The organism is Hydrogenophaga sp. FW305-3-2-15-A-LB1 (genome assembly GCF_058787875.1).
Window position 1 is genome coordinate 52,035 of the sequence record NZ_JBYTAE010000008.1, and the last position, 17,654, is coordinate 69,688.

At 71.0% G+C, this 17,654-nt stretch carries 19 protein-coding genes; 16 read left to right on the forward strand and 3 right to left on the reverse strand.

What is annotated here, in order from left to right; translation table 11 throughout:
* Nucleotides 1–14: 14 nt before the first annotated feature.
* The 15 genes from AC3WPZ_RS03965 to AC3WPZ_RS04035 all read left to right on the forward strand — a co-directional run bounded on the left by AC3WPZ_RS03965 (nucleotide 15) and on the right by AC3WPZ_RS04035 (nucleotide 14,681).
* Nucleotides 15–407 carry a DUF1636 domain-containing protein gene (locus tag AC3WPZ_RS03965; RefSeq protein WP_382325452.1) on the forward strand — a complete coding sequence of 131 codons (393 nt, stop codon included), beginning with the start codon at nucleotides 15–17 and terminating at the stop codon, nucleotides 405–407.
* Nucleotides 408–495: 88 nt separating this feature from the next.
* Entirely contained in the window at nucleotides 496–681 is a 186-nt protein-coding gene (locus AC3WPZ_RS03970) for a CbtB domain-containing protein (RefSeq protein ID WP_382157056.1), read from the forward strand.
* A gap of 13 nt (nucleotides 682–694) precedes the next feature.
* On the forward strand, nucleotides 695–1,501 hold the full coding sequence (locus AC3WPZ_RS03975) for a CbtA family protein (RefSeq protein ID WP_444686811.1): 807 nt from the start codon (nucleotides 695–697) through the stop codon (nucleotides 1,499–1,501).
* 70 nt (nucleotides 1,502–1,571) lie between these two features.
* Complete coding sequence (gene bioB / locus AC3WPZ_RS03980) at nucleotides 1,572–2,624, forward strand: biotin synthase BioB (RefSeq protein WP_444686810.1); 1,053 nt, start codon at nucleotides 1,572–1,574, stop codon at nucleotides 2,622–2,624.
* A gap of 11 nt (nucleotides 2,625–2,635) precedes the next feature.
* Complete coding sequence (gene bioA / locus AC3WPZ_RS03985) at nucleotides 2,636–4,018, forward strand: adenosylmethionine--8-amino-7-oxononanoate transaminase (RefSeq protein WP_444686809.1); 1,383 nt, start codon at nucleotides 2,636–2,638, stop codon at nucleotides 4,016–4,018.
* On the forward strand, nucleotides 4,008–4,691 hold the full coding sequence (bioD, locus tag AC3WPZ_RS03990; RefSeq protein ID WP_444686808.1) for a dethiobiotin synthase: 684 nt from the start codon (nucleotides 4,008–4,010) through the stop codon (nucleotides 4,689–4,691). Before bioA ends, bioD begins: the two co-directional genes overlap by 11 nt.
* A complete protein-coding gene (locus tag AC3WPZ_RS03995) occupies nucleotides 4,675–5,895 on the forward strand; it encodes an aminotransferase class I/II-fold pyridoxal phosphate-dependent enzyme (protein WP_444686807.1) in 1,221 nt (406 codons plus the stop codon). Before bioD ends, AC3WPZ_RS03995 begins: the two co-directional genes overlap by 17 nt.
* A complete protein-coding gene (gene cbiB, locus AC3WPZ_RS04000; RefSeq protein ID WP_492438293.1) occupies nucleotides 5,892–6,860 on the forward strand; it encodes an adenosylcobinamide-phosphate synthase CbiB in 969 nt (322 codons plus the stop codon). The genes AC3WPZ_RS03995 and cbiB overlap by 4 nt, the downstream gene beginning before the upstream one ends.
* A complete protein-coding gene (locus tag AC3WPZ_RS04005) occupies nucleotides 6,857–7,849 on the forward strand; it encodes an aminotransferase class I/II-fold pyridoxal phosphate-dependent enzyme (protein WP_444686805.1) in 993 nt (330 codons plus the stop codon). The genes cbiB and AC3WPZ_RS04005 overlap by 4 nt, the downstream gene beginning before the upstream one ends.
* A complete protein-coding gene (locus tag AC3WPZ_RS04010; RefSeq protein ID WP_382325440.1) occupies nucleotides 7,846–9,297 on the forward strand; it encodes a cobyric acid synthase in 1,452 nt (483 codons plus the stop codon). Before AC3WPZ_RS04005 ends, AC3WPZ_RS04010 begins: the two co-directional genes overlap by 4 nt.
* 1 nt (nucleotide 9,298) lies before the next feature.
* Nucleotides 9,299–10,345, forward strand: coding sequence for a nicotinate-nucleotide--dimethylbenzimidazole phosphoribosyltransferase (gene cobT / locus AC3WPZ_RS04015; protein WP_444686804.1), 1,047 nt, complete (start codon nucleotides 9,299–9,301; stop codon nucleotides 10,343–10,345).
* A 1-nt stretch (nucleotide 10,346) separates the two neighbouring features.
* Entirely contained in the window at nucleotides 10,347–11,159 is an 813-nt protein-coding gene (locus AC3WPZ_RS04020; RefSeq protein ID WP_382325436.1) for an adenosylcobinamide-GDP ribazoletransferase, read from the forward strand.
* The gene (locus tag AC3WPZ_RS04025; RefSeq protein WP_444686803.1) at nucleotides 11,156–11,707 is read left to right on the forward strand and encodes a histidine phosphatase family protein; all 552 of its coding nucleotides are present in this window, start codon (nucleotides 11,156–11,158) and stop codon (nucleotides 11,705–11,707) included. Before AC3WPZ_RS04020 ends, AC3WPZ_RS04025 begins: the two co-directional genes overlap by 4 nt.
* Before the next feature lie 84 nt (nucleotides 11,708–11,791).
* On the forward strand, nucleotides 11,792–13,384 hold the full coding sequence (locus AC3WPZ_RS04030) for a type VI secretion system Vgr family protein (protein WP_492438296.1): 1,593 nt from the start codon (nucleotides 11,792–11,794) through the stop codon (nucleotides 13,382–13,384).
* Nucleotides 13,371–14,681, forward strand: a complete 1,311-nt coding sequence (locus tag AC3WPZ_RS04035) for a DUF2931 family protein (RefSeq protein ID WP_492438298.1) — start codon at nucleotides 13,371–13,373, stop codon at nucleotides 14,679–14,681. Before AC3WPZ_RS04030 ends, AC3WPZ_RS04035 begins: the two co-directional genes overlap by 14 nt.
* 16 nt (nucleotides 14,682–14,697) lie before the next feature.
* On the opposite strand, the gene AC3WPZ_RS04040 is transcribed toward AC3WPZ_RS04035, so the two are convergent.
* From AC3WPZ_RS04040 to AC3WPZ_RS04050, 3 genes are all read right to left on the reverse strand, one after another.
* A complete protein-coding gene (locus tag AC3WPZ_RS04040) occupies nucleotides 14,698–15,513 on the reverse strand; it encodes a phosphate/phosphite/phosphonate ABC transporter substrate-binding protein (protein ID WP_382325426.1) in 816 nt (271 codons plus the stop codon).
* A gap of 112 nt (nucleotides 15,514–15,625) precedes the next feature.
* Entirely contained in the window at nucleotides 15,626–16,264 is a 639-nt protein-coding gene (nth, locus tag AC3WPZ_RS04045; protein ID WP_382157082.1) for an endonuclease III, read from the reverse strand.
* 21 nt (nucleotides 16,265–16,285) lie between these two features.
* Nucleotides 16,286–17,236, reverse strand: coding sequence for a LysR substrate-binding domain-containing protein (locus tag AC3WPZ_RS04050; RefSeq protein WP_382157084.1), 951 nt, complete (start codon nucleotides 17,234–17,236; stop codon nucleotides 16,286–16,288).
* A gap of 83 nt (nucleotides 17,237–17,319) precedes the next feature.
* Between AC3WPZ_RS04050 and AC3WPZ_RS04055 the strand changes: the two genes are divergently transcribed.
* Nucleotides 17,320–17,625 (forward strand): DUF2917 domain-containing protein, encoded by a 306-nt coding sequence (locus tag AC3WPZ_RS04055; protein ID WP_444686800.1) that lies wholly within the window; start codon nucleotides 17,320–17,322, stop codon nucleotides 17,623–17,625.
* Nucleotides 17,626–17,654: the final 29 nt, after the last annotated feature.

Here is a 17,654-nt window from a genome sequence, read left to right on the forward strand (position 1 = left end):
ACGCTGTCCACACCATGTCCCTGACACCCCTCACCGAAGTGATCGTCTGCACCACCTGCCGCCCACCCGGCGCCTCGCGCGACGAGCCCGCGGCCGGCGCGCTGCTGTTCGAGGCCGTGCTGGCCGCGCAAGGGCGCGACGCCGAACCCCTGGTGCGCGTGCGCGGCATGGCCTGCCTCAGCAGCTGCTCGCGCGCCTGCTCGGTGGCCTTTCAGGCGCCGGGCAAACACACCTACCTGTTCGGCGATCTGGTGCCCGATGCCGAGACGGCCGAGCACGTGCTCGTCTGCGCCGGCATGCACGCGGCCGCGAGCGACGGCAACCTGCTGCGCAACGAGCGGCCCGCGCGCCTGCGCAGCGGCATCCTCGCGCGCCTGCCGCCCAACCTCATGGTGTCCGACGCATGAGCCCTCGTTTCCTGCCGGAGCGCCGAAAGGCGCGGCGCCCCGGCTTCCTTGTTCGCACGCCTCAACCCTTCTTGAAATGGAGCACCACATGAATGGAACCAGCACCACGGCGCCCTCGGGCGTCACGTCCGCCGTGCGCAGCCTGCTGCTGCAACTGGCCGCCGCCGCCGCCCTCGGGCTGGTGGTTCTCTACGGCGTGGCGTTCGCCGAGAGCCCGGTCGCGCACAACGCGGCGCACGACGTGCGCCACGTGACGGTCAAACCCTGCCACTGAAGGAGCCGCCATCATGATTTTTCAAAGACTGATCTGGGCCAGCCTGGCCGTGGCCTTCGCCGTGGGCGTCGTGCAGACCGGTGTGCAGCAGCTGCAGGCCGTGCCCATCATCCTGGCCGCCGAGGTCTACGAAGACCAGAAGATCGAAGCGCCCGCCACCACCACCGAAGCCGCGCCGGCCGGCGGCCATGCCGCTCACGAAGGCCATGCCATGGCCGAGGAAGCCGAAGAGTGGGCCCCGGCCGACGGCTTCGAGCGCACCGCCTGGACCTTCGCCGCCAACGTGCTGCACGCCTTCAGCATGGCGCTGCTGGTATTCGCCGTGATGGGCGTGGCCCTGTGGCGCGGCACCACGCTGCGCGCGCTGCCACTGGCCCTGGCGACCGCCGCCGCCGGCTGGCTGGTGTTCCACTTCTGGCCCTCGATCGGCCTGCACGCCGAGATCCCCGGCATGGACGCCGCCCGCCTGGGTTCGCGCCAGGGCTGGTGGATCCTGGCCGCCGTGAGCGCGGCACTGGCCTGTGCCTCCGTGGCGGGCCTCAAGAGCCCTCTGCGCTGGCTGCTGGCGGCTGCGCTGCTGGCCTTGCCCTACGTGGTCGGTGCGCCGCACATCACCGCCGACCCGCTGGCCGGTTTCCAGGGCGAAGCCCAGGCCGTGCTGCGCGACCTCGGCACCCAGTTCGTCTGGGCGACCACCTGGGTCTCGCTGACGTTCTGGCTCTGCATGGGCCTGGCCACCGGCCTGGCGTTCCAGCGCTGGGTGCAACCGATCCTGCGCGCCACCTTCGGCGAAGCCGGCAAGCTGCCGCAAGCGGCCTGACAGGGCGGTGGTCTGCCTGCCCGCGAGGACAGGCAGAATACCGCTCCCCTAAGTCGAAAGGACTATGAACATGACGACCATCACCGACACCGCCCCGCCGCAGGCCGCCAGCGCCGCGCAGCCCCTGCATTTCCACGCCAAACCCGCGCCCCAGCCCGCCACCGACGCCGGCACGGACGCCTGGCGCGTGGAAGACGTGCAGGCGCTGTTCGACCTGCCGTTCTCCGATCTGCTGCACCGCGCGCAGACCGTGCACCGCGAACACTTCGACCCCGCCGAGGTCGAGCTCGCGACGCTGCTGTCGGTGAAGACCGGCGGCTGTCCGGAAGACTGCGGTTACTGCCCGCAGTCGGTGCATTTCGACACCGGCCTCACCGCCGGCAAGCTCATGGGCGTGGACGCCGTGCGCGAGGCCGCGCAGCGCGCCAAGCAGGCCGGCGCCACGCGCTTCTGCATGGGCGCGGCCTGGCGCGCGCCGAAAGACCGCGACGTCGATGCCGTGGCCGAACTCGTGCGCACCGTCAAGGCCGAGGGCCTGGAGGCCTGTGCCACGCTGGGCATGCTGTCCGACGGCCATGCCGAGATCCTGCGCGACGCGGGCCTGGACTACTACAACCACAACCTCGACAGCGCGCCCGACTTCTACGGCGAGATCATCACCACGCGCGACTACCAGGACCGCCTGGACACGCTGGCGCGCGTGCGCGGCGCGGGCGTGAAGGTCTGCTGCGGCGGCATCGTGGGCATGGGCGAGTCGCGCCTGCAGCGCGCCGCGCTGGTGGCCCAGCTCGCCAACCTCGCGCCCGACTACCCCGAGTCGGTGCCGATCAACCACCTCGTGAAAGTGCAGGGCACGCCGCTGGCCGATCAGCCCGACCTGGACCCGCTGGAATTCGTGCGCACCATCGCGGTGGCGCGCATCACCATGCCGCGCGCGCGGGTGCGCCTGTCGGCCGGGCGCCAGCAGATGAGCGAGGCGGTGCAGGCCCTGTGTTTCCTGGCCGGCGCCAACTCCATCTTCTACGGCGAGAAGCTGCTCACCACCGGCAACCCCGACGTGGCGGCCGACATGGGCCTGCTGGCCAAGCTGGGCCTGCGGCCGCGCCACGTGTCGGCCGACTGAAGCCACCGCGCATGCCCTCGCTCAACGAGACCTGGCGCCAACGCAGCCTCGCGGCGGTGTGGCACCCCTGCACCCAGATGAAGCTGCACGCGCCCGAGGGCGCGGCCTTGCCGCTGGTGCCGGTGGCGCGGGCCGAAGGGGTCTGGCTGCACGACCACGAGGGCCGGCGCTACCTGGACGCCATCAGCTCCTGGTGGGTCAACCTGTTCGGGCACAACCACCCGGCCATCCGCGCGGCGCTGGTGGATCAGTTGAATCGGCTGGACCATGTGATGCTGGCCGGCTTCACCCACGCGCCGGTGGTGGAGCTGTCCGAGCGCCTGTCCTCGGCCACCGGGCTGGGCCACGCCTTCTACGGCAGCGACGGCGCCAGCGCCACCGAGATCGCGCTCAAGATGAGCGCGCACCACTGGCGCAATGCGGGGCGGCCCGGCAAGAGCCGCTTCGTCGGGCTGGCGGGCGGTTACCACGGCGAGACCGTGGGCGCGCTGGCCGTGACCGACATCGCGCTCTTTCGCGAGGCCTATGCGCCGCTGGTGCGGCTGGCGGCCACGGTGCCCAGCCCCGATGCCCGCGCGGCGGCACCCGGCGAGTCCGCCGCCGACGTGGCCGAGCGCGCCGCCAAGGCGCTGGCCGACTGGCTGGCCGAACACCATGAGGACACGGCGGCGCTGATCGTCGAGCCGCTGATCCAGTGCGCCGCCGGCATGGCGATGCACGATCCCCACTATTTGCGGCGCGCGCGCGAGCTGTGCGACCGCTACGAGGTGCACCTGGTGCTGGACGAGATCGCCGTCGGCTTCGGCCGCACCGGCACGCTGTTCGCGCACCAGCAGGCCGGCATCCAGGCCGACTTCCTGTGCCTCTCCAAAGGACTGACCGGGGGCACGCTGCCGCTGTCGGTGGTGCTCACCACCGACGAGGTCTACGCCGCCTTCTACGACGACCAGGTCGCGCGCGGTTTCCTGCACTCGCACAGCTACACCGGCAACCCGCTGGCCTGCCGCGCCGCGCTGGCCACGCTCGACCTGTTCGAACAGACCGATGCGCTGCGGCGCAACGTGACCACCGCCGAGCGGCTCGCCGCGCAGTTCGCGCCCCTCTCGGCGCACCCGCGCGTGCGCCACGCGCGCCGCCAGGGCATGGTCTTCGCGTGGGACGTGGCCAGCAGCCTGCCCGACTTCGGCCGCCGCTACGCCCGCCACGCGCTGGACCGGGGGCTGGTGCTGCGGCCCATCGGCTCCACGCTGTACGCCATGCCGCCCTACGTGATCGACGAAGCCGAAGGCGACTGGCTGGCGCGGGGCGCGCTGGCCGCGTTGGAAGCCACGCTGGCGGAAGAGGCAACCGGTGCGAGCCTCGCTGGCATCGCGGAGGTGCGCGATGGCGTTTGACGGCTGCTTCGTCACCGGTACCGACACCGGCGTGGGCAAGACCCTGGTCAGCGCGGCCCTGCTGCACACGCTCGCGCGGCACCACCGCCGCGTGGTCGGCATGAAGCCGGTGGCGGCGGGCCTGATCGAGCACCAGGGGCAATGGGTCAGTGAAGACGTGCTGGCCTTGCGCGCGGCGTCCACGGTGGTGGTGCCGGCCGAACTCGACAACCCGGTGGCCCTGCCCGATGCCATCGCGCCCCACCTCGCGGCCGAGCGCGCGGGCCGCACCGTGACCGTGGCCGAGCTGCTGGCCGCGCACCGCACGCTGCGTGCGCAGGCCGATGTGGTGGTGGTCGAAGGCGCGGGCGGCTGGCGCGTGCCGGTCAACGACGACGAAACCCTGGCCGACCTCGCGCGCGCCATCGGTGCGCCGGTGGTGCTGGTGGTGGGTCTGCGCCTGGGTTGCCTGAACCACGCGCTGCTCACGGCCGAGGCCATCCGCGCCGACGGCCTTGCCCTGGCGGGCTGGGTGGCCAACGCCATCGACCCCGACATGCCTTGCCGCGAAGAGAACATCGACACGCTGCGCCGCTGGCTGCCGGCACCGCTGCTGGGCCGCGTGCCCTGGCAGGCCGCCGCCCCGAAGGCCCATGACATTGCGCTGGAGCTGCCCCATGACCTGGTTGGATGAATTCGATGAGCGCCTGGCCGCGCTGGACGCGCAGTCGCTGCGCCGCCGCCGCCGCGAGGTGGTGCCGGCGCAGGGCGCGCGGTTGTGTGTCGACGGGGAGTCGCTGCTGGCCTTCTGCAGCAACGACTACCTCGGCCTGGCGCAGGACCCGCTGTTGCGCGAAGCGGTGCACGCCGCCGTGGACCGCTACGGCGTGGGGTCCGGCGCCTCGCCCATGGTCAGCGGCCACAGCGCGGCCAACGCGGCGCTGGAGCGCGAGCTCGCCCAGGCCGTGGGCCTGCCGCGCGCGCTCTATTTCTACGCGGGCTACGCCACCAACGCCAGCATCGTGCCGGCCCTGGTGGGCGAGGGCGATGCGCTGTTCTCCGACGCGCTGAACCACGCCTGCCTGATCGACGGCGCGCGCCTCTCGCGCGCCACGGTGCACCGCTACCCCCATGCCGACCTGGCGCGGCTCGACGCGCTGCTGGCGGCCAGCCCGGCGCGGCGCAAGCTGGTGATCGGCGACGCGGTGTTCAGCATGGACGGCGACGTCGCCGACATCGCGGCAATGCACACGCTGTGCGAACGGCACGACGCCTTGCTGCTGCTGGACGACGCGCACGGCTTCGGCGTGCTCGGGCCGCAGGGGCGCGGCGCCCTGGCCGCCGCCGGCCTGACCGGCCCGCAGGCCTCGCCGCGCGTGCTCTACATGGCCACGCTGGGCAAGGCCCTGGGCGTGGCCGGCGCCTTCGTGGCCGGCCCCGAGCGCCTGGTGGAGTGGCTGCTGCAGAAAACCCGCAGCTACACCTACGCGACCGCCGCGCCCGCGCTGCTGGCCGAGGCGGTGCGCGCCGGCCTGCGCTGCGTGCTCGGCCCCGATGGCGACCGCCGCCGGCGGCATCTGCAGGCGCGCATCGCGCAACTGCGCGAAGGCCTGGCACCGGGGTCCGATGCCGCGCTCGACGCGGCCGGCTGGGCCCTGATGCCCTCGGCCACCGCGATCCAGCCGCTGGTGATCGGCGACAACGCCGCCGCGCTGGCCGTGATGGCCGTGCTGCGCGAACAAGGGCTGTGGGTGCCCGCGATCCGCCCGCCCACCGTGCCGGCGGGCACCGCGCGGCTGCGCATCGCGCTCTCGGCCGCGCACCAGCCGGCGGACATCGACGCGCTGCTGCGCGCCCTGCGGATCGCCGCCGCCACCACGGTGGCGCTGCCGGCATGAGCTTCCCGATGGACCTCCCTCCTTTTCTGGTGCCGGCGGCCATGCTGGTGGCCCTGCTGGTGGACCGTTGCCGGGGCGAGCCGCCCGCGCGCTGGCACCCGGTGGTGGGGATGGGGCGCTACCTCGGGGCGCTGGGCCCGCGCATCGCGCCGGCCTGGGGCGCGCCCGCCGGCACGGTGCGGCCATTCGTGCTCGGGGCCTTGGCCTGGATGGCCGGAGCGCTGCTGGTGGTCGCCATCGCCTTCGCGCTGATGCGGTTGGTGAGCGGTGGGCCGGTGTGGTTGCAAGTCCTCGTCACGGGTCTGCTGCTCAAGCCCCTGCTGGCGTGGCGCATGCTGCGTCAGGAAGTGGTCGCGGTCGAGGCGGCGCTGGGCGAGTCCCTGGCGGCCGGGCGCGAGCGCCTGGGCTGGCTGGTGAGCCGCGACGTGGCCGCGCTGGACGAGTCGCAGGTGCGCGAGAGCGCCATCGAATCGCTGGCCGAAAACCTCAACGACTCGGTGGTGGCGCCGCTGTTCTGGTTCGCCATCGCCGGCCTGCCGGGCGCGGCGCTCTACCGCTTCGCCAACACCGCCGACGCCATGTGGGGCTACCGGGGCGAGCGCCAGGGCCGCGACTGGACCTGGGCCGGCAAATGGGCGGCGCGCGCCGACGACGTGCTCTCGTGGTTGCCCGCGCGCCTCACCGGGGTCCTGCTGGGCTTTCTGGGCGCTTTCCGGGGTTGGCGCGCGCTGCCGGCGCAGGCGCGCCGCACACCGTCGCCCAACAGCGGCTGGCCCATGGCCGCGATGGCGCTCGCGCTGAATGTGCGCCTGGGCAAACCGGGTGTCTATGCGTTGAACGCCGAGGGTCGCAGCCCTGAGGCCACCGATACCGCGCGGGCCCTGCAACTGGCGGGCGGGGTGGTACAAGCCTTGGCGGGCGGGGCCGTGTTGTGGGCCGCGTTCGCCTGGGGGAACACCGCATGACGCACGCACAGTCGACTTTCCACGGAGGCCCCGACGCGCTGGGCGTGCCGACCTGGGACTTCTCCACCAACGCCAACGCCTGCGGGCCCTGTCCTCCCGCGCAGGCCAAGGTGCTGCGGGCCGATGCGCGGCACTACCCCGACCCGGCCTACACCGCCTTGCGCGCATCGCTCGCGGCCTTCCACGCGGTGGCGGTCGAGCGCATCGTGATCGCCGGCAGCGCCAGCGAATTCATCGGCCGCATCACCGCCTGGGCGGCGCGCGAAGGCGGCCGGCGCGTCTGGCTGCCCGCGCTGGCCTACGGCGATTACGCCCGCGCGGCCAGTGCCTGGCGGCTGGAGCGCACGCCGGACCCGGCCCAGGCCGATCTGGCCTGGCTGTGCGAGCCGGCCAGCCCGCTGGGCCAGGCCGAGCCCCGGGCGCGCGCCGTGGCCGCGTCGGGCGCTGCCACGGTCGTGCTGGACCGCGCCTACGAACCCCTGCGCCTGAGCGGGCAGGGCAGCCTCGACCCGGCGGCCCTGGACCGGGTCTGGCAACTCTGGACCCCCAACAAGGCGCTGGGCCTCACGGGCGTGCGCGGCAGCTACGCCATCGCCCCGGTGGGCGGGGAAAGCAGGGCGCGCGCGCTCGATCGGCTCGCGCCTTCGTGGCCGCTCGGCGCGCACGCCGTGGCCCTGCTCGAGGCCTGGACATCGCCCGACGCGCAGACCTGGGTGGCGCAGACCCGGCCCACGCTGGCCCGTTGGACGGGCGACCTGCGGGCCTTGCTGGCCGGCCTGGGGTGGGCCGTGCAAGCCAGCGACGCACCGTATTTCTGTGCCACGCCACCGCAGGCACTGGACGCACCGGCCCTGCGCTCGCAAGGCATCAAGCTGCGCGACGCCAGCTCGTTCGGCCTGCCCGGCCAATGGCGCCTGAGTGCCCAGCCCCCCGAGGCGCAGGCGGCCTTGCGCGCGGCCCTGGCGGCGCAAGAGGAGCGCGTGGCATGACGGCGCGTTGCGTGATGGTGCTGGGCACGACCAGCGGCGCGGGCAAGAGCTGGCTCACCACGGCGCTGTGCCGGCACTACGCGCGTATGGGGCTCAAGGTCGCTCCGTTCAAGGCGCAGAACATGAGCAACAACGCCCGGGTGGTTGAAGGCGGGGAGATCGGTTCAGCGCAGTACTTCCAGTCGCTCGCCGCGCGCGCCGAGCCCGAGGTGCGCATGAACCCGCTGCTGCTCAAGCCCGAGGCCGACACGCGCAGCCAGGTGGTGCTGATGGGGCAGGTGAACGAAGCCCTGTCCGGCATGCCCTGGCGCGGGCGCAGCCTGCACGTGTGGCCGCAGATCGCCGCCGCGCTCGATGAGCTGCGCGAGGAGAACGACGTGGTGGTGATCGAAGGCGCGGGCTCGCCGGCCGAGATCAACCTGCACGCCAGCGACATCGTGAACATGCGCGTGGCCCTGCACGCGCAGGCGCGCTGCCTGCTCGTGACCGACATCGACCGGGGCGGCGCCTTTGCCCACCTCTACGGCACCTGGGCCTTGCTGCCGCCCGAGGAGCGCGCGCTCATCCACGGCTTCGTGCTCAACAAGTTCCGCGGCGACGCCAGCCTGCTCGCTCCCGCGCCGCAACAGCTGCAGGAGCTCACCGGCGTGCCCACGGTGGCGGTGCTGCCCATGTGGTGGCAGCACGGCCTGCCGGAGGAAGACGGTGTGTTCGACGACCGCACGCGCGCCTCGGGCGCCGTGAGCCGGACCGTGGCGGTGATCGCCTACCCGCGCATCAGCAACCTCGACGAATTCCAGCCGCTCAAGAACGTGCCCGGCGTGCGGCTGGTGTGGGCGCGCGCGCCGGCCGATTGCGCCGGGGCCGACTGGATCGTGCTGCCGGGCAGCAAGGCCACCGCATCCGATCTCGCGTGGCTGCGGTCGCAGGGGCTGGACCGCGCCATTGCCGCGCATGCCGCGCAGGGCGGGGCGGTGCTGGGCGTGTGCGGCGGTTTGCAGATGCTGGGCGAGGCGCTGATCGACACGCACGGCATCGACGGCAACGCACCCGGCCTGGGCCTGCTGCCGCTGGTGACGCAGTTCGAGCCGCAGAAGACCGTGCGCCACACCCGGACCCGCTTCGGCCGCCTCACCGGCGCGTGGGCCGCGCTCTCGGGCGTGGACGCAGCGGGTTACGAGATCCACCACGGCCAGACGCTGCCGCACGCGGCCATGGCCGCCGCCGGCGACCTGGCGCGCGAAGCGCTGCCCGCTGGCCTGGGCTGGCAGAACGCGCAGGGCAACGTGCTCGGCGTCTACCTGCACGGCCTGTTCGAAGACCCGCGCGTGCTGCACGCGCTGTTTGGCGCCACCGCGCCCACGCTGGAGACCGTGTTCGACGGCCTGGCCGATTTCCTTGCCACCCACATCGAGCCTCGCGTGCTCGACCAACTCATCGGGAACTGACATGAACCCCCTCACCGACATCACCCAACCCGACCTCGCCCTAGCGCTGCAGCGCGCGCTGGACAACAAGACCAAGCCCATGGGCTCGCTGGGCCGCCTCGAAGCCCTGGCGCAGCGCATCGGCCTGATCCTCGGCACCGAGCGGCCCGAGCTGCGCGCGCCGCAGATGCTGGTGTGCGCGGCCGACCACGGCCTGGCCGCGCGCGGCGTCTCGGCTTTTCCGAGCGACGTGACCTGGCAGATGGTGGAGAACTTCCTGGCCGGTGGTGCGGCGGTGAGCGTGCTCGCGCGCCAGCACGGCATCGGCCTGAACGTGGTGGACTGCGGCGTGCGGCACGACTTCGCGGCGCGCGAGGGTCTGTTCATCCGCAAGGTCGCGCCCGGCACGGCCGACGCGCTCGAAGGCCCGGCCATGAGCGCGGCCCAATGCGCGCAAGCCATCGAGAACGGGCGCGAGGTGCTGCGCGGCCTGCCGGGCAACGCGCTGCTGCTGGGCGAAATGGGCATCGGCAACACCTCGGCGGCGTCGATGCTGCTCGCGCGCCTGGCCGGGCTGGACGTGGCCGACGTCACCGGCGCGGGCACCGGCCTGGACGCGGCAGCGGTGCAGCGCAAGATCGGCATCCTGCGCGAGGTGCTGGCGCGCCATGCCGAGGCCACCGCGCCGCTGGACGCGCTGGCCGCCTTCGGCGGTTTCGAGATCGCCACGCTCACCGGCGCGGTGCTGCAGGCGGCCGAAGAACGGCGCGTGATCCTGGTCGACGGTTTCATCGCCACCGCCGCCGTGCTGGTGGCCGCGCACCTGCAGCCGAACGTGCTGCAGCGCTGCGTGTTCGCGCACTGCTCGGGCGAGCGCGGCCACGCGCTGATGCTCGCGCACCTCAAGGCCGTGCCGCTGCTCGACCTGGGCCTGCGCCTGGGTGAAGGCTCGGGCGCCGCGCTGGCCTGGCCGCTGCTCGTGAGCGCCTGCGCGCTGCTGCGCGAGATGGCCAGCTTCGAATCGGCCGGCGTTTCGCGGCAGGACGAAACCACGCCCGCGCGCCATTGACATGACCGCTTTCGCGCGCCACTTCCTGCTCGCCTTGCAGTTCTTCACCCGCATCCCGGTCACGGGGCGGCTGGCCGCCTGGGTGGGCTTCAGCCCGGCCATGTTGCGCGCCAGCGCGGCGCATTTCCCCGGCGTGGGCTGGGTGGTGGGCGGGCTCACGGCGGGGGTGCTCTGGGGCCTGCTCGCGCTGCTGCCGCCGGTGCCTGCCGCGCTGTGGGTGGCGGTGGTGCTCAGCACCGTGTTCAGCGTGATGCTCACCGGCGCCTTCCACGAGGACGGCCTGGCGGACCTGGCCGACGGCCTGGGCGGCAGCGCGCAGCGCGAACGCGCGCTGGAGATCATGAAAGACTCGCGCATCGGCAGCTACGGCGCCATCGCGCTGGTGCTGGTGCTGCTCACCAAGGTGGCGCTGCTCGCGCTGCTGGCCCAAGGCAGCGGCTGGCTGGCGGTGGTGGCGCTGTTCGCGGCGCACGTCACCTCGCGCACCATGCCCTTGCTGGTCATCCGAACGCTGCCGCACGTGGGGGACACGCCGCAGTCCAAGAGCAAGCCGCTGGCCGAGAGCCTGTCCAACGCCGGCCTGTTCGCCGGCCTGCTCTGGTGGGCGCTGGCGATGGCGCTGGCGGGGTGGCTGCTGCCGGGCGCGCCCTGGGGGCCTGCCGTGCTGGGGGCCTTGGTCGGCCTGGCCTGGATGTGGCGCCTGCTGCAGCGCCGCCTGCAGGGGTTCACCGGCGACGGCCTGGGCGCCACGCAGCAGGTGTGCGAGCTGCTGTTCTACCTGGGGCTGGCTTTGGCGCTGCCGGTGCTCGCATGAAGCTCTGGCTGCTGCGGCACGCCCCGGTGATGCTGGGCCCGGGCTTGTGCTACGGGTCGAGCGACGTGCCGGCCCATGCCGCGCTCACGCGCGAAGCGGCCATGGCGGTCTCGCCCCTGCTGCCGCCGGGCACGCCGGTGTGGGTGTCGGGCCTGTTGCGCGCGCAACAGCTCGCGGCCGCGCTGCAGGCCGAGCGCAGCGACCTGGGCGCCGCGCGCATCGACACACGGCTCAACGAAATGGACTTCGGTGTCTGGGAGCTGCAGCGCTGGGACGCCGTGCCACCCGAGGCCTTCGACGCCTGGATGGCCGACTTCGCGCACCACCGCTTCGGCGGTGTCGAGAGCACGCAGATGCTGCTCTACCGCGTGGCCGCCGCGCTGGGCGAACTGCGACCCGCCACCAGCACCGACGTGCTCTGGATCACCCACGCCGGCGTGATCCGCGCGGTGCGGCACATCCTGGCCAAGGGGGTGCACATCCGCGAAGCCGCCGAGTGGCCCAAGGAAGCGCCCGAGCCGGGCGGGTGGGTGACGGTCGAGCTCTGAGCGTCCCCGTGTGCCGTTCTCGGTGTTTGAATGTGTTGCGTCCTTCTGACGCCGCAGCCCCGTCTGCAGAGACTCCCACGACGCATGGACGACACGGACCGCAAGATCCAGGTGCAGCTCAAGAGCGACCACCAGCACAGCCAGCTCGGGCTGGGGCACCTCACGAGGATCGAGGACCAGGGGGGCAGGAAGGACGAGCGCGGGGAGGGGTTCGAGCTGAGGACGGACGGGCACGGGGCCATCCGGGCGAAGGAGGGCTTGCTGATCAGCACCGAGGGCAGGCCCGCGGCGAAGGCGCATGCCAAGGACATGGGGGAGACGACGAGCCGGCTGGAACAAGGACAGACCCAGCACGAGAGCCTGGGGGAGCTGGCGCAGCAGCACCGGGCGCAGGAGGGGAACGGAGCGGACCAGGCCGAGGTGGCCCAACAGCTCCAGGCGCAGAACGAGGCGATCAACAACTACTCCAACGCCACCAGCAAGGATGAGGCCGTGATCGAGCGGCATGGCGGCGAAGGCACCAGCTACGACAACGCGCTCTCCAATGTGGCGCGCATGTGGGAGCCTATGCATGACGATCCCGAGGGTCCCGACCTGGGCGTGTATGTGGAAGGCATGGGCACCACGAAGTTGCAGAGCGATGACGTGATGGGCAAGGCCTTGGGTGCCGGTGAGACCGGTATGCGAAGCCGTGCGCAATCGGCGTTTGAGCCATTGAAGGCCTTCGTTGCCAAAAAGCGCGGTGAACTGGGCTTGCCCGCCCTGCTGGAACTCAACCTGTTCGGCTTCAGCCGGGGGGCGGCCACGGCGCGGCACTTCGCCGGCCTGTTGCGCAGCCCGGAAGAAATCGCCAAACACTTCCCCAATCGCTGGAGCCGCGTCGTGGTGCAGGTGAACTTCGTGGGCTTGTTCGACACCGTCTCGGCCGAAGGCCTGCTGCCCGGCAACGACGTGAACGATCTGCAACTGAGATTCGAAGACGACGCGGCGCGGCGGGTGTTCCATCTGGTGGCGCTGGACGAGTACCGGGAAAACTTCCCACTCACCAACATTGCCAGCGCCTGCCGGGCCAAGAGCGAGGTCGACGGCATCCGCTCGCTCATGGGCTTCGAGCTGGGCATCCCGGGGGCGCATTCGGATGTGGGCGGCGGCTACAAGGCCGGCACTGCCACGCCAGAGCCCGAGGAAGTGCGCCACCTGCCGCCCCTGCGCAGCGTTCACGACCACGAGGGCACCACCACCTTGCCCGGGCCACGGGCCTTCGTGTACGCCCAGGGCTGGTACACCGAGCAGGACCGTCAGCCCCACGCGGGGAGGCCTCATCGCCATGCGCGCCAGGTGCAGGGCGACTATTACAAGGTGGGCCTCTCGCTCATGGTGGACATGGCCGAGCGGCACACCACCACGCAGTACCCGGACAAGCTCAAAACCGACATGCAGGCGCACACCCCCGAGGTGGCCCAGGTGCAGCAACAGCTGCGCGCTTTCACCAAAGACAACGCCTTTGTGCCGTGCAAGCCGGCGCAGCAGAGCTGGGGGCTGGAGGCGAACCTGGGTACCGAGCAGGCCAGGGCCTTCCGGCGCCGGTATCTACACCTCTCGTTCAGCGACCGCATCGGCATGGCGCCTCGCTACACCAACGGCAACGAACTGGAGCGCCGCCATGTCTTCGGTTGATCCCTCGCCCGTTCTCTCGCTCGCCCTCACTCGCCGACGCTGGCTGACCCAGGCCGGCGCGCTCGGCGTGGGCCTGACCACCGGCTCCGCTCAAGCCCAATTCTTCAAAGTGCTCTTCATGCGAAACGCTACCCCCGAGACCGCCACCATGAAATGGGATATCTCGTTTTGCCGCTATGGCATTGACATCGCTCCCAGGGAGAGTGGAACCATCAGGACGCTATGGAACGACAACTGGATGAAGGATGCGGAGGGGCAGTTGGTGGCCAAGTTCTACAGCGGTTTTGGCGCGGCCTGGGGGGCTGGGGGTACCGGCATGGGGGGCACCAACTCTGAGGGCGCACGCCTGCCCAAGACCCTGCGGCTCAAGTACTACGACTACCTGGATGACCGCTTCTATCAGCTGGATGCCGAGCTGCCGTTGCGCCGCCTGTTCGATTTGTTCGTCCAGGCACCTCAGATCATCGACAAAGACGTCACCTATGGCAAGGTCCGGCCGCGCTACGACGACGTGCGCATTGGCATCGCCCCAGACGGCCATGTGATGCTCTGGGCCGCTGGCCTGGGCAGTCAGGTGGAGCTAGCGCAGTACCGGGCCGTGGTGTTGCCGGACATGACCCGTCAGAGCTACAACAACAGCTTGCCGGGCGGCACTTTCACACTGGCCGAAGACCGCTGGATCGGCCTGGGCCGCATGAGCGCGAAAACGCACGAGCGCGTGAAGGCCGGCTGGCGGCCCGATGCCATGTGGTACATGCGGCACATCCGCGTGAAGTTCCCGTGGCGGCACGTGATGACGGGCAATGTGTCGCGCGTGACCGAGCTGGAGAGTTACCAGGGCAACGCCGAAGCCGAGACGGTGGGCCAGTGGGAGATGGCGACCTACACCCAGATCCACCGCATGCGCGACATTCCCAAAACGGCAAAATTCTGGTTCCACGACAGAGAAGGCAAGCGGCATCACTTGTGGCTCCAGTTTTCCCTTCGCGAGCGGGCGGTGAGCGAGATGGATCTGAGCGAGGTGCGAGCGGCGTTCGACGAGCTGTTTCCGAGGCGTACGTTGGAAGACAACGATTACTTGCCGGGCGAAGCCGACATGGCGCGGGTGGAGGTGCACGTGAGTGACGATTTCCGGCGGTTCACGGCAACCCTGGTCAAGGGCGACGTGCGCCTGCCGCTGCCGGTGGGCAAGACGCAGCACTTCGAGTTGGAGCCGTTCACCCACTGGCCGGGCAACAAGACCGAGGAGATTACGCCCGAGGAGCGGCGCCTGTTCCAGTACGGGCCGCAGGTGTGAATGGTGGGCTTCCCGCTTACAACCCCAGCCAGCCCAGCAGCTCGCGCAGCTTCTTCTCGGCGCTGGTGTCGAAGGCCTGGATGCCCACGCTCTTGAGCACGGCCTGGCCGGCCTCGGAGTCGGGCAGGGCGCGCAGGGCCTTCTGCATGGCATCGATCTGGGCCGGGGTGAACTCGCGGTCCACGATCAGCGGAAAGTAGGGCTGCGACACGCTGGTGTGCAGCACGCGGTGGCCCGTCTTGTCCAGCGACTTGGCCACGCCCGAGTACGAGGCCACGCCGCCCACGTCGGCGAACTTGTTGGTGAGGTAGAACGGCACCGCGCCCTGTTCGCGCACGCGCTGCACGTTCTCCTTGGCGATGTCGATACCCGCGTCGCGCAGGGCCGAGGCGCAGAACTTGGCCATGTAGGCCGCCGGCTCGGGCAGCACCAGGCGCTTGCCCTTGATGTCCGCCACCGTCTTGTAGGCCGACTCCTTGGGCACGACGATCAGGCACTGCCCATCGGGCTTGGCCGAGGCCACGTACTGGTAGCCGTAGTCGCGCATGCCACGCGCCGGGAAATCGCTCGGGCGCGCCATCGCCAGGGCGAAGCGCCGCTCCTTCATGCCTTCCTCGAGCGAGGAGAACTCGCGGATGAACACCACGTTCACCTTCTGGTTGATGCTCTTGCCGATGACATCGGCCAGGCCCTGGTACTTGGCGATCACGCGCGCGTGGTCGGTGCCGCCGGACGTGCCTTCGCTGATGGCCAGGATCAGGTCTTTGGCATGGGCCGCTGTGCCCACGCAAAACGACAGGGCCAGCGCGGTGCGCACAAACAATGCTTTCATTCTGATATTCCCCCGGATGGAAGGTTGCCATCCTAGATGCACCAAAGGCGTGCGTCCCGGTGCGGCGACGAACGTGGCTTTCCAAGCGCCTGGAGGTGGCGCCCGGGGCGGCTCAGAGCGACGTGGTTTTGTCCTTGAAATCGCAACAGGCGATCACCGCGCAGCGCGGGCACAGCGGCTTGCGCGCCTGGCACACGTAGCGCCCGTGAAGGATCAGCCAGTGGTGCGAGTCCACCGCGTAGGCGGGCGGCACGCGCTTCATCAGCTGCAGTTCCACCGCCAGCGGCGTCTTGCCCGGCGCCAGGCCGGTGCGGTTGCTCACGCGGAAGATGTGCGTGTCCACCGCCATGGTGGGTTCGCCGAAGGCCACGTTGAGCACCACGTTGGCCGTCTTGCGGCCCACGCCGGGCAGGGCCTCGAGCGCCTCGCGCGTGCCGGGCACCTCGCCGCCGTGCTGTTCCACCAGCATGCGGCAGGTTTGCATCAGGTGTTTGGCCTTGCTGCGGTACAGGCCGATGGTCTTGATGTAGCCCTCCAGCCCTTCCAGCCCCAGGTCGAGGATGGCCTGCGGCGTGTTCGCCACCGGAAACAGCTTGCGCGTGGCCTTGTTGACGCCCACGTCGGTCGCCTGCGCCGAGAGCAGCACGGCGGCGAGCAGCTCGAACACGCTGGTGTACTCCAGCTCGGTCTGCGGGGTGGGGTTGGCGGCCTGGAGCGTGGCGAAAAAAGCTTCGATCTGGGTGGGCGTCATGGGCTGGGATTCTCGCTCAGCTCAGCCGCGCTCGGCCTCGGCGCGCAGCCAGTTCGCGAAGTCCAGCGCGTCGGGGTTGTCGTGCGCGTGCTCCGCCACTTCCACGTAATACCCCCGGCGCGTGGCCGCGCCGCCGCTGCGGAAGGGCGCGACCAGTTGCTTCTTGTCCAGCAGCGACTGCAGCAGCGGCAACCGGCCGATCACCACCCCTTGGCCGGCCACGGCGGCGGCCACCGCGTCGGCGTACTGGGTGAAGTGCATGGCGTTCTTCATGCGCATGTCCTGCAGGCCCATCACCTGGAACCAGGGGTCCCAGTCCGAGGTGATGGCGTGGCCGGCGGGTCTTTCCACGGTCAGCAGCGTGTGGTGGGCCAGGTCGGCGGGCTGGCGCAGCGGCGCGCCCGGCTGGCGCAGCAGGGCCGGCGCGCACAGGGGCTGCACCACTTCTTCGAACAGCGCCCGCCCGCGGCCAGCGCTGGACGGCACGAAGCGCACCGCCACATCCAGCCGATGGCGCTCCAGGTCCATCATGTCCATCGTGGCGGAGATGCGCACGTCCACCAGGGGATGGTCGGCGGCGAAGCGGGCCAGGCGGGGAATCAGCCAGAGCGAAGCGAAACCCTGTGTGCAGGTCATGGCGACCTGGCGCAGGCGCGGGCCGGGGCGCACGCGCGCCGAGGCGTCGCGCAGCCGCTCCAGCGCATCGCGCGTGGCCCGTTGCATCACCTCGCCGGCTTCGGTCAAGACCAGCGCGCGGTGCCGCCGCTCGAACAGCGGCGTGCCCAGGCTGTCTTCCAGCAGCTGGATCTGCCGGCTCACGGCCGACTGCGTGAGGTTGAGCTCCTGCGCGGCCAGCGTGAAGCTCAGCGTGCGCGCCGCCGCGTCGAAGCAGGGCAGCAGGTCCAGCCGCAGCATCTGCGAGCGCGGCAGCGGGAGCAGTTCGGCGCCGGTTTTCACATTCTTGAATGGCATGCGAAGCATTCGAAATGAACGTTTGTCCAGTATAGGACGGCTCCGTACAGTCATGCACATCCCTGATGCGAAAGGAGCGTTCCATGACAGCCGACACCTTGACCGTGGACCTGAACATGCCCCACCGGGCCGTGAAGGCCATCCCCTCGGGCGCCTTGCGCCTGGTCTGCCGCGAAGGCAGCGTCTGGATCACGCTGGACCACGACCAGCAGGACGTGATCCTCAACGCGGGCGAGCATTTCGTCGCCCAACCGCACCACCGCGTGATCGCCTACGCCCTGCAGACCGCCGTGCTGCGGCTGGAGCCGCTGCCCTGCGCGCGGCGCGCCACCGCCTCGCGCTGGAACTGGCTGCCCCGGCGCCGCGCGCGCGGTCTGGCCACCGCCTGAGGGCGCCCCACGCCGGTGCGCGAGAATGG

Coding starts and splice junctions, on each gene's coding strand:
- AC3WPZ_RS03965 (WP_382325452.1), top strand. CDS start 15: ATGTCCCTGACACCCCTCACCGAAGTGATCGTCTGCACCACCTGCCGC.
- AC3WPZ_RS03970 (WP_382157056.1), top strand. CDS start 496: ATGAATGGAACCAGCACCACGGCGCCCTCGGGCGTCACGTCCGCCGTG.
- AC3WPZ_RS03975 (WP_444686811.1), top strand. CDS start 695: ATGATTTTTCAAAGACTGATCTGGGCCAGCCTGGCCGTGGCCTTCGCC.
- bioB (WP_444686810.1), top strand. CDS start 1,572: ATGACGACCATCACCGACACCGCCCCGCCGCAGGCCGCCAGCGCCGCG.
- bioA (WP_444686809.1), top strand. CDS start 2,636: ATGCCCTCGCTCAACGAGACCTGGCGCCAACGCAGCCTCGCGGCGGTG.
- bioD (WP_444686808.1), top strand. CDS start 4,008: ATGGCGTTTGACGGCTGCTTCGTCACCGGTACCGACACCGGCGTGGGC.
- AC3WPZ_RS03995 (WP_444686807.1), top strand. CDS start 4,675: ATGACCTGGTTGGATGAATTCGATGAGCGCCTGGCCGCGCTGGACGCG.
- cbiB (WP_492438293.1), top strand. CDS start 5,892: ATGAGCTTCCCGATGGACCTCCCTCCTTTTCTGGTGCCGGCGGCCATG.
- AC3WPZ_RS04005 (WP_444686805.1), top strand. CDS start 6,857: ATGACGCACGCACAGTCGACTTTCCACGGAGGCCCCGACGCGCTGGGC.
- AC3WPZ_RS04010 (WP_382325440.1), top strand. CDS start 7,846: ATGACGGCGCGTTGCGTGATGGTGCTGGGCACGACCAGCGGCGCGGGC.
- cobT (WP_444686804.1), top strand. CDS start 9,299: ATGAACCCCCTCACCGACATCACCCAACCCGACCTCGCCCTAGCGCTG.
- AC3WPZ_RS04020 (WP_382325436.1), top strand. CDS start 10,347: ATGACCGCTTTCGCGCGCCACTTCCTGCTCGCCTTGCAGTTCTTCACC.
- AC3WPZ_RS04025 (WP_444686803.1), top strand. CDS start 11,156: ATGAAGCTCTGGCTGCTGCGGCACGCCCCGGTGATGCTGGGCCCGGGC.
- AC3WPZ_RS04030 (WP_492438296.1), top strand. CDS start 11,792: ATGGACGACACGGACCGCAAGATCCAGGTGCAGCTCAAGAGCGACCAC.
- AC3WPZ_RS04035 (WP_492438298.1), top strand. CDS start 13,371: ATGTCTTCGGTTGATCCCTCGCCCGTTCTCTCGCTCGCCCTCACTCGC.
- AC3WPZ_RS04040 (WP_382325426.1), bottom strand. CDS start 15,513: ATGAAAGCATTGTTTGTGCGCACCGCGCTGGCCCTGTCGTTTTGCGTG.
- nth (WP_382157082.1), bottom strand. CDS start 16,264: ATGACGCCCACCCAGATCGAAGCTTTTTTCGCCACGCTCCAGGCCGCC.
- AC3WPZ_RS04050 (WP_382157084.1), bottom strand. CDS start 17,236: ATGCCATTCAAGAATGTGAAAACCGGCGCCGAACTGCTCCCGCTGCCG.
- AC3WPZ_RS04055 (WP_444686800.1), top strand. CDS start 17,320: ATGACAGCCGACACCTTGACCGTGGACCTGAACATGCCCCACCGGGCC.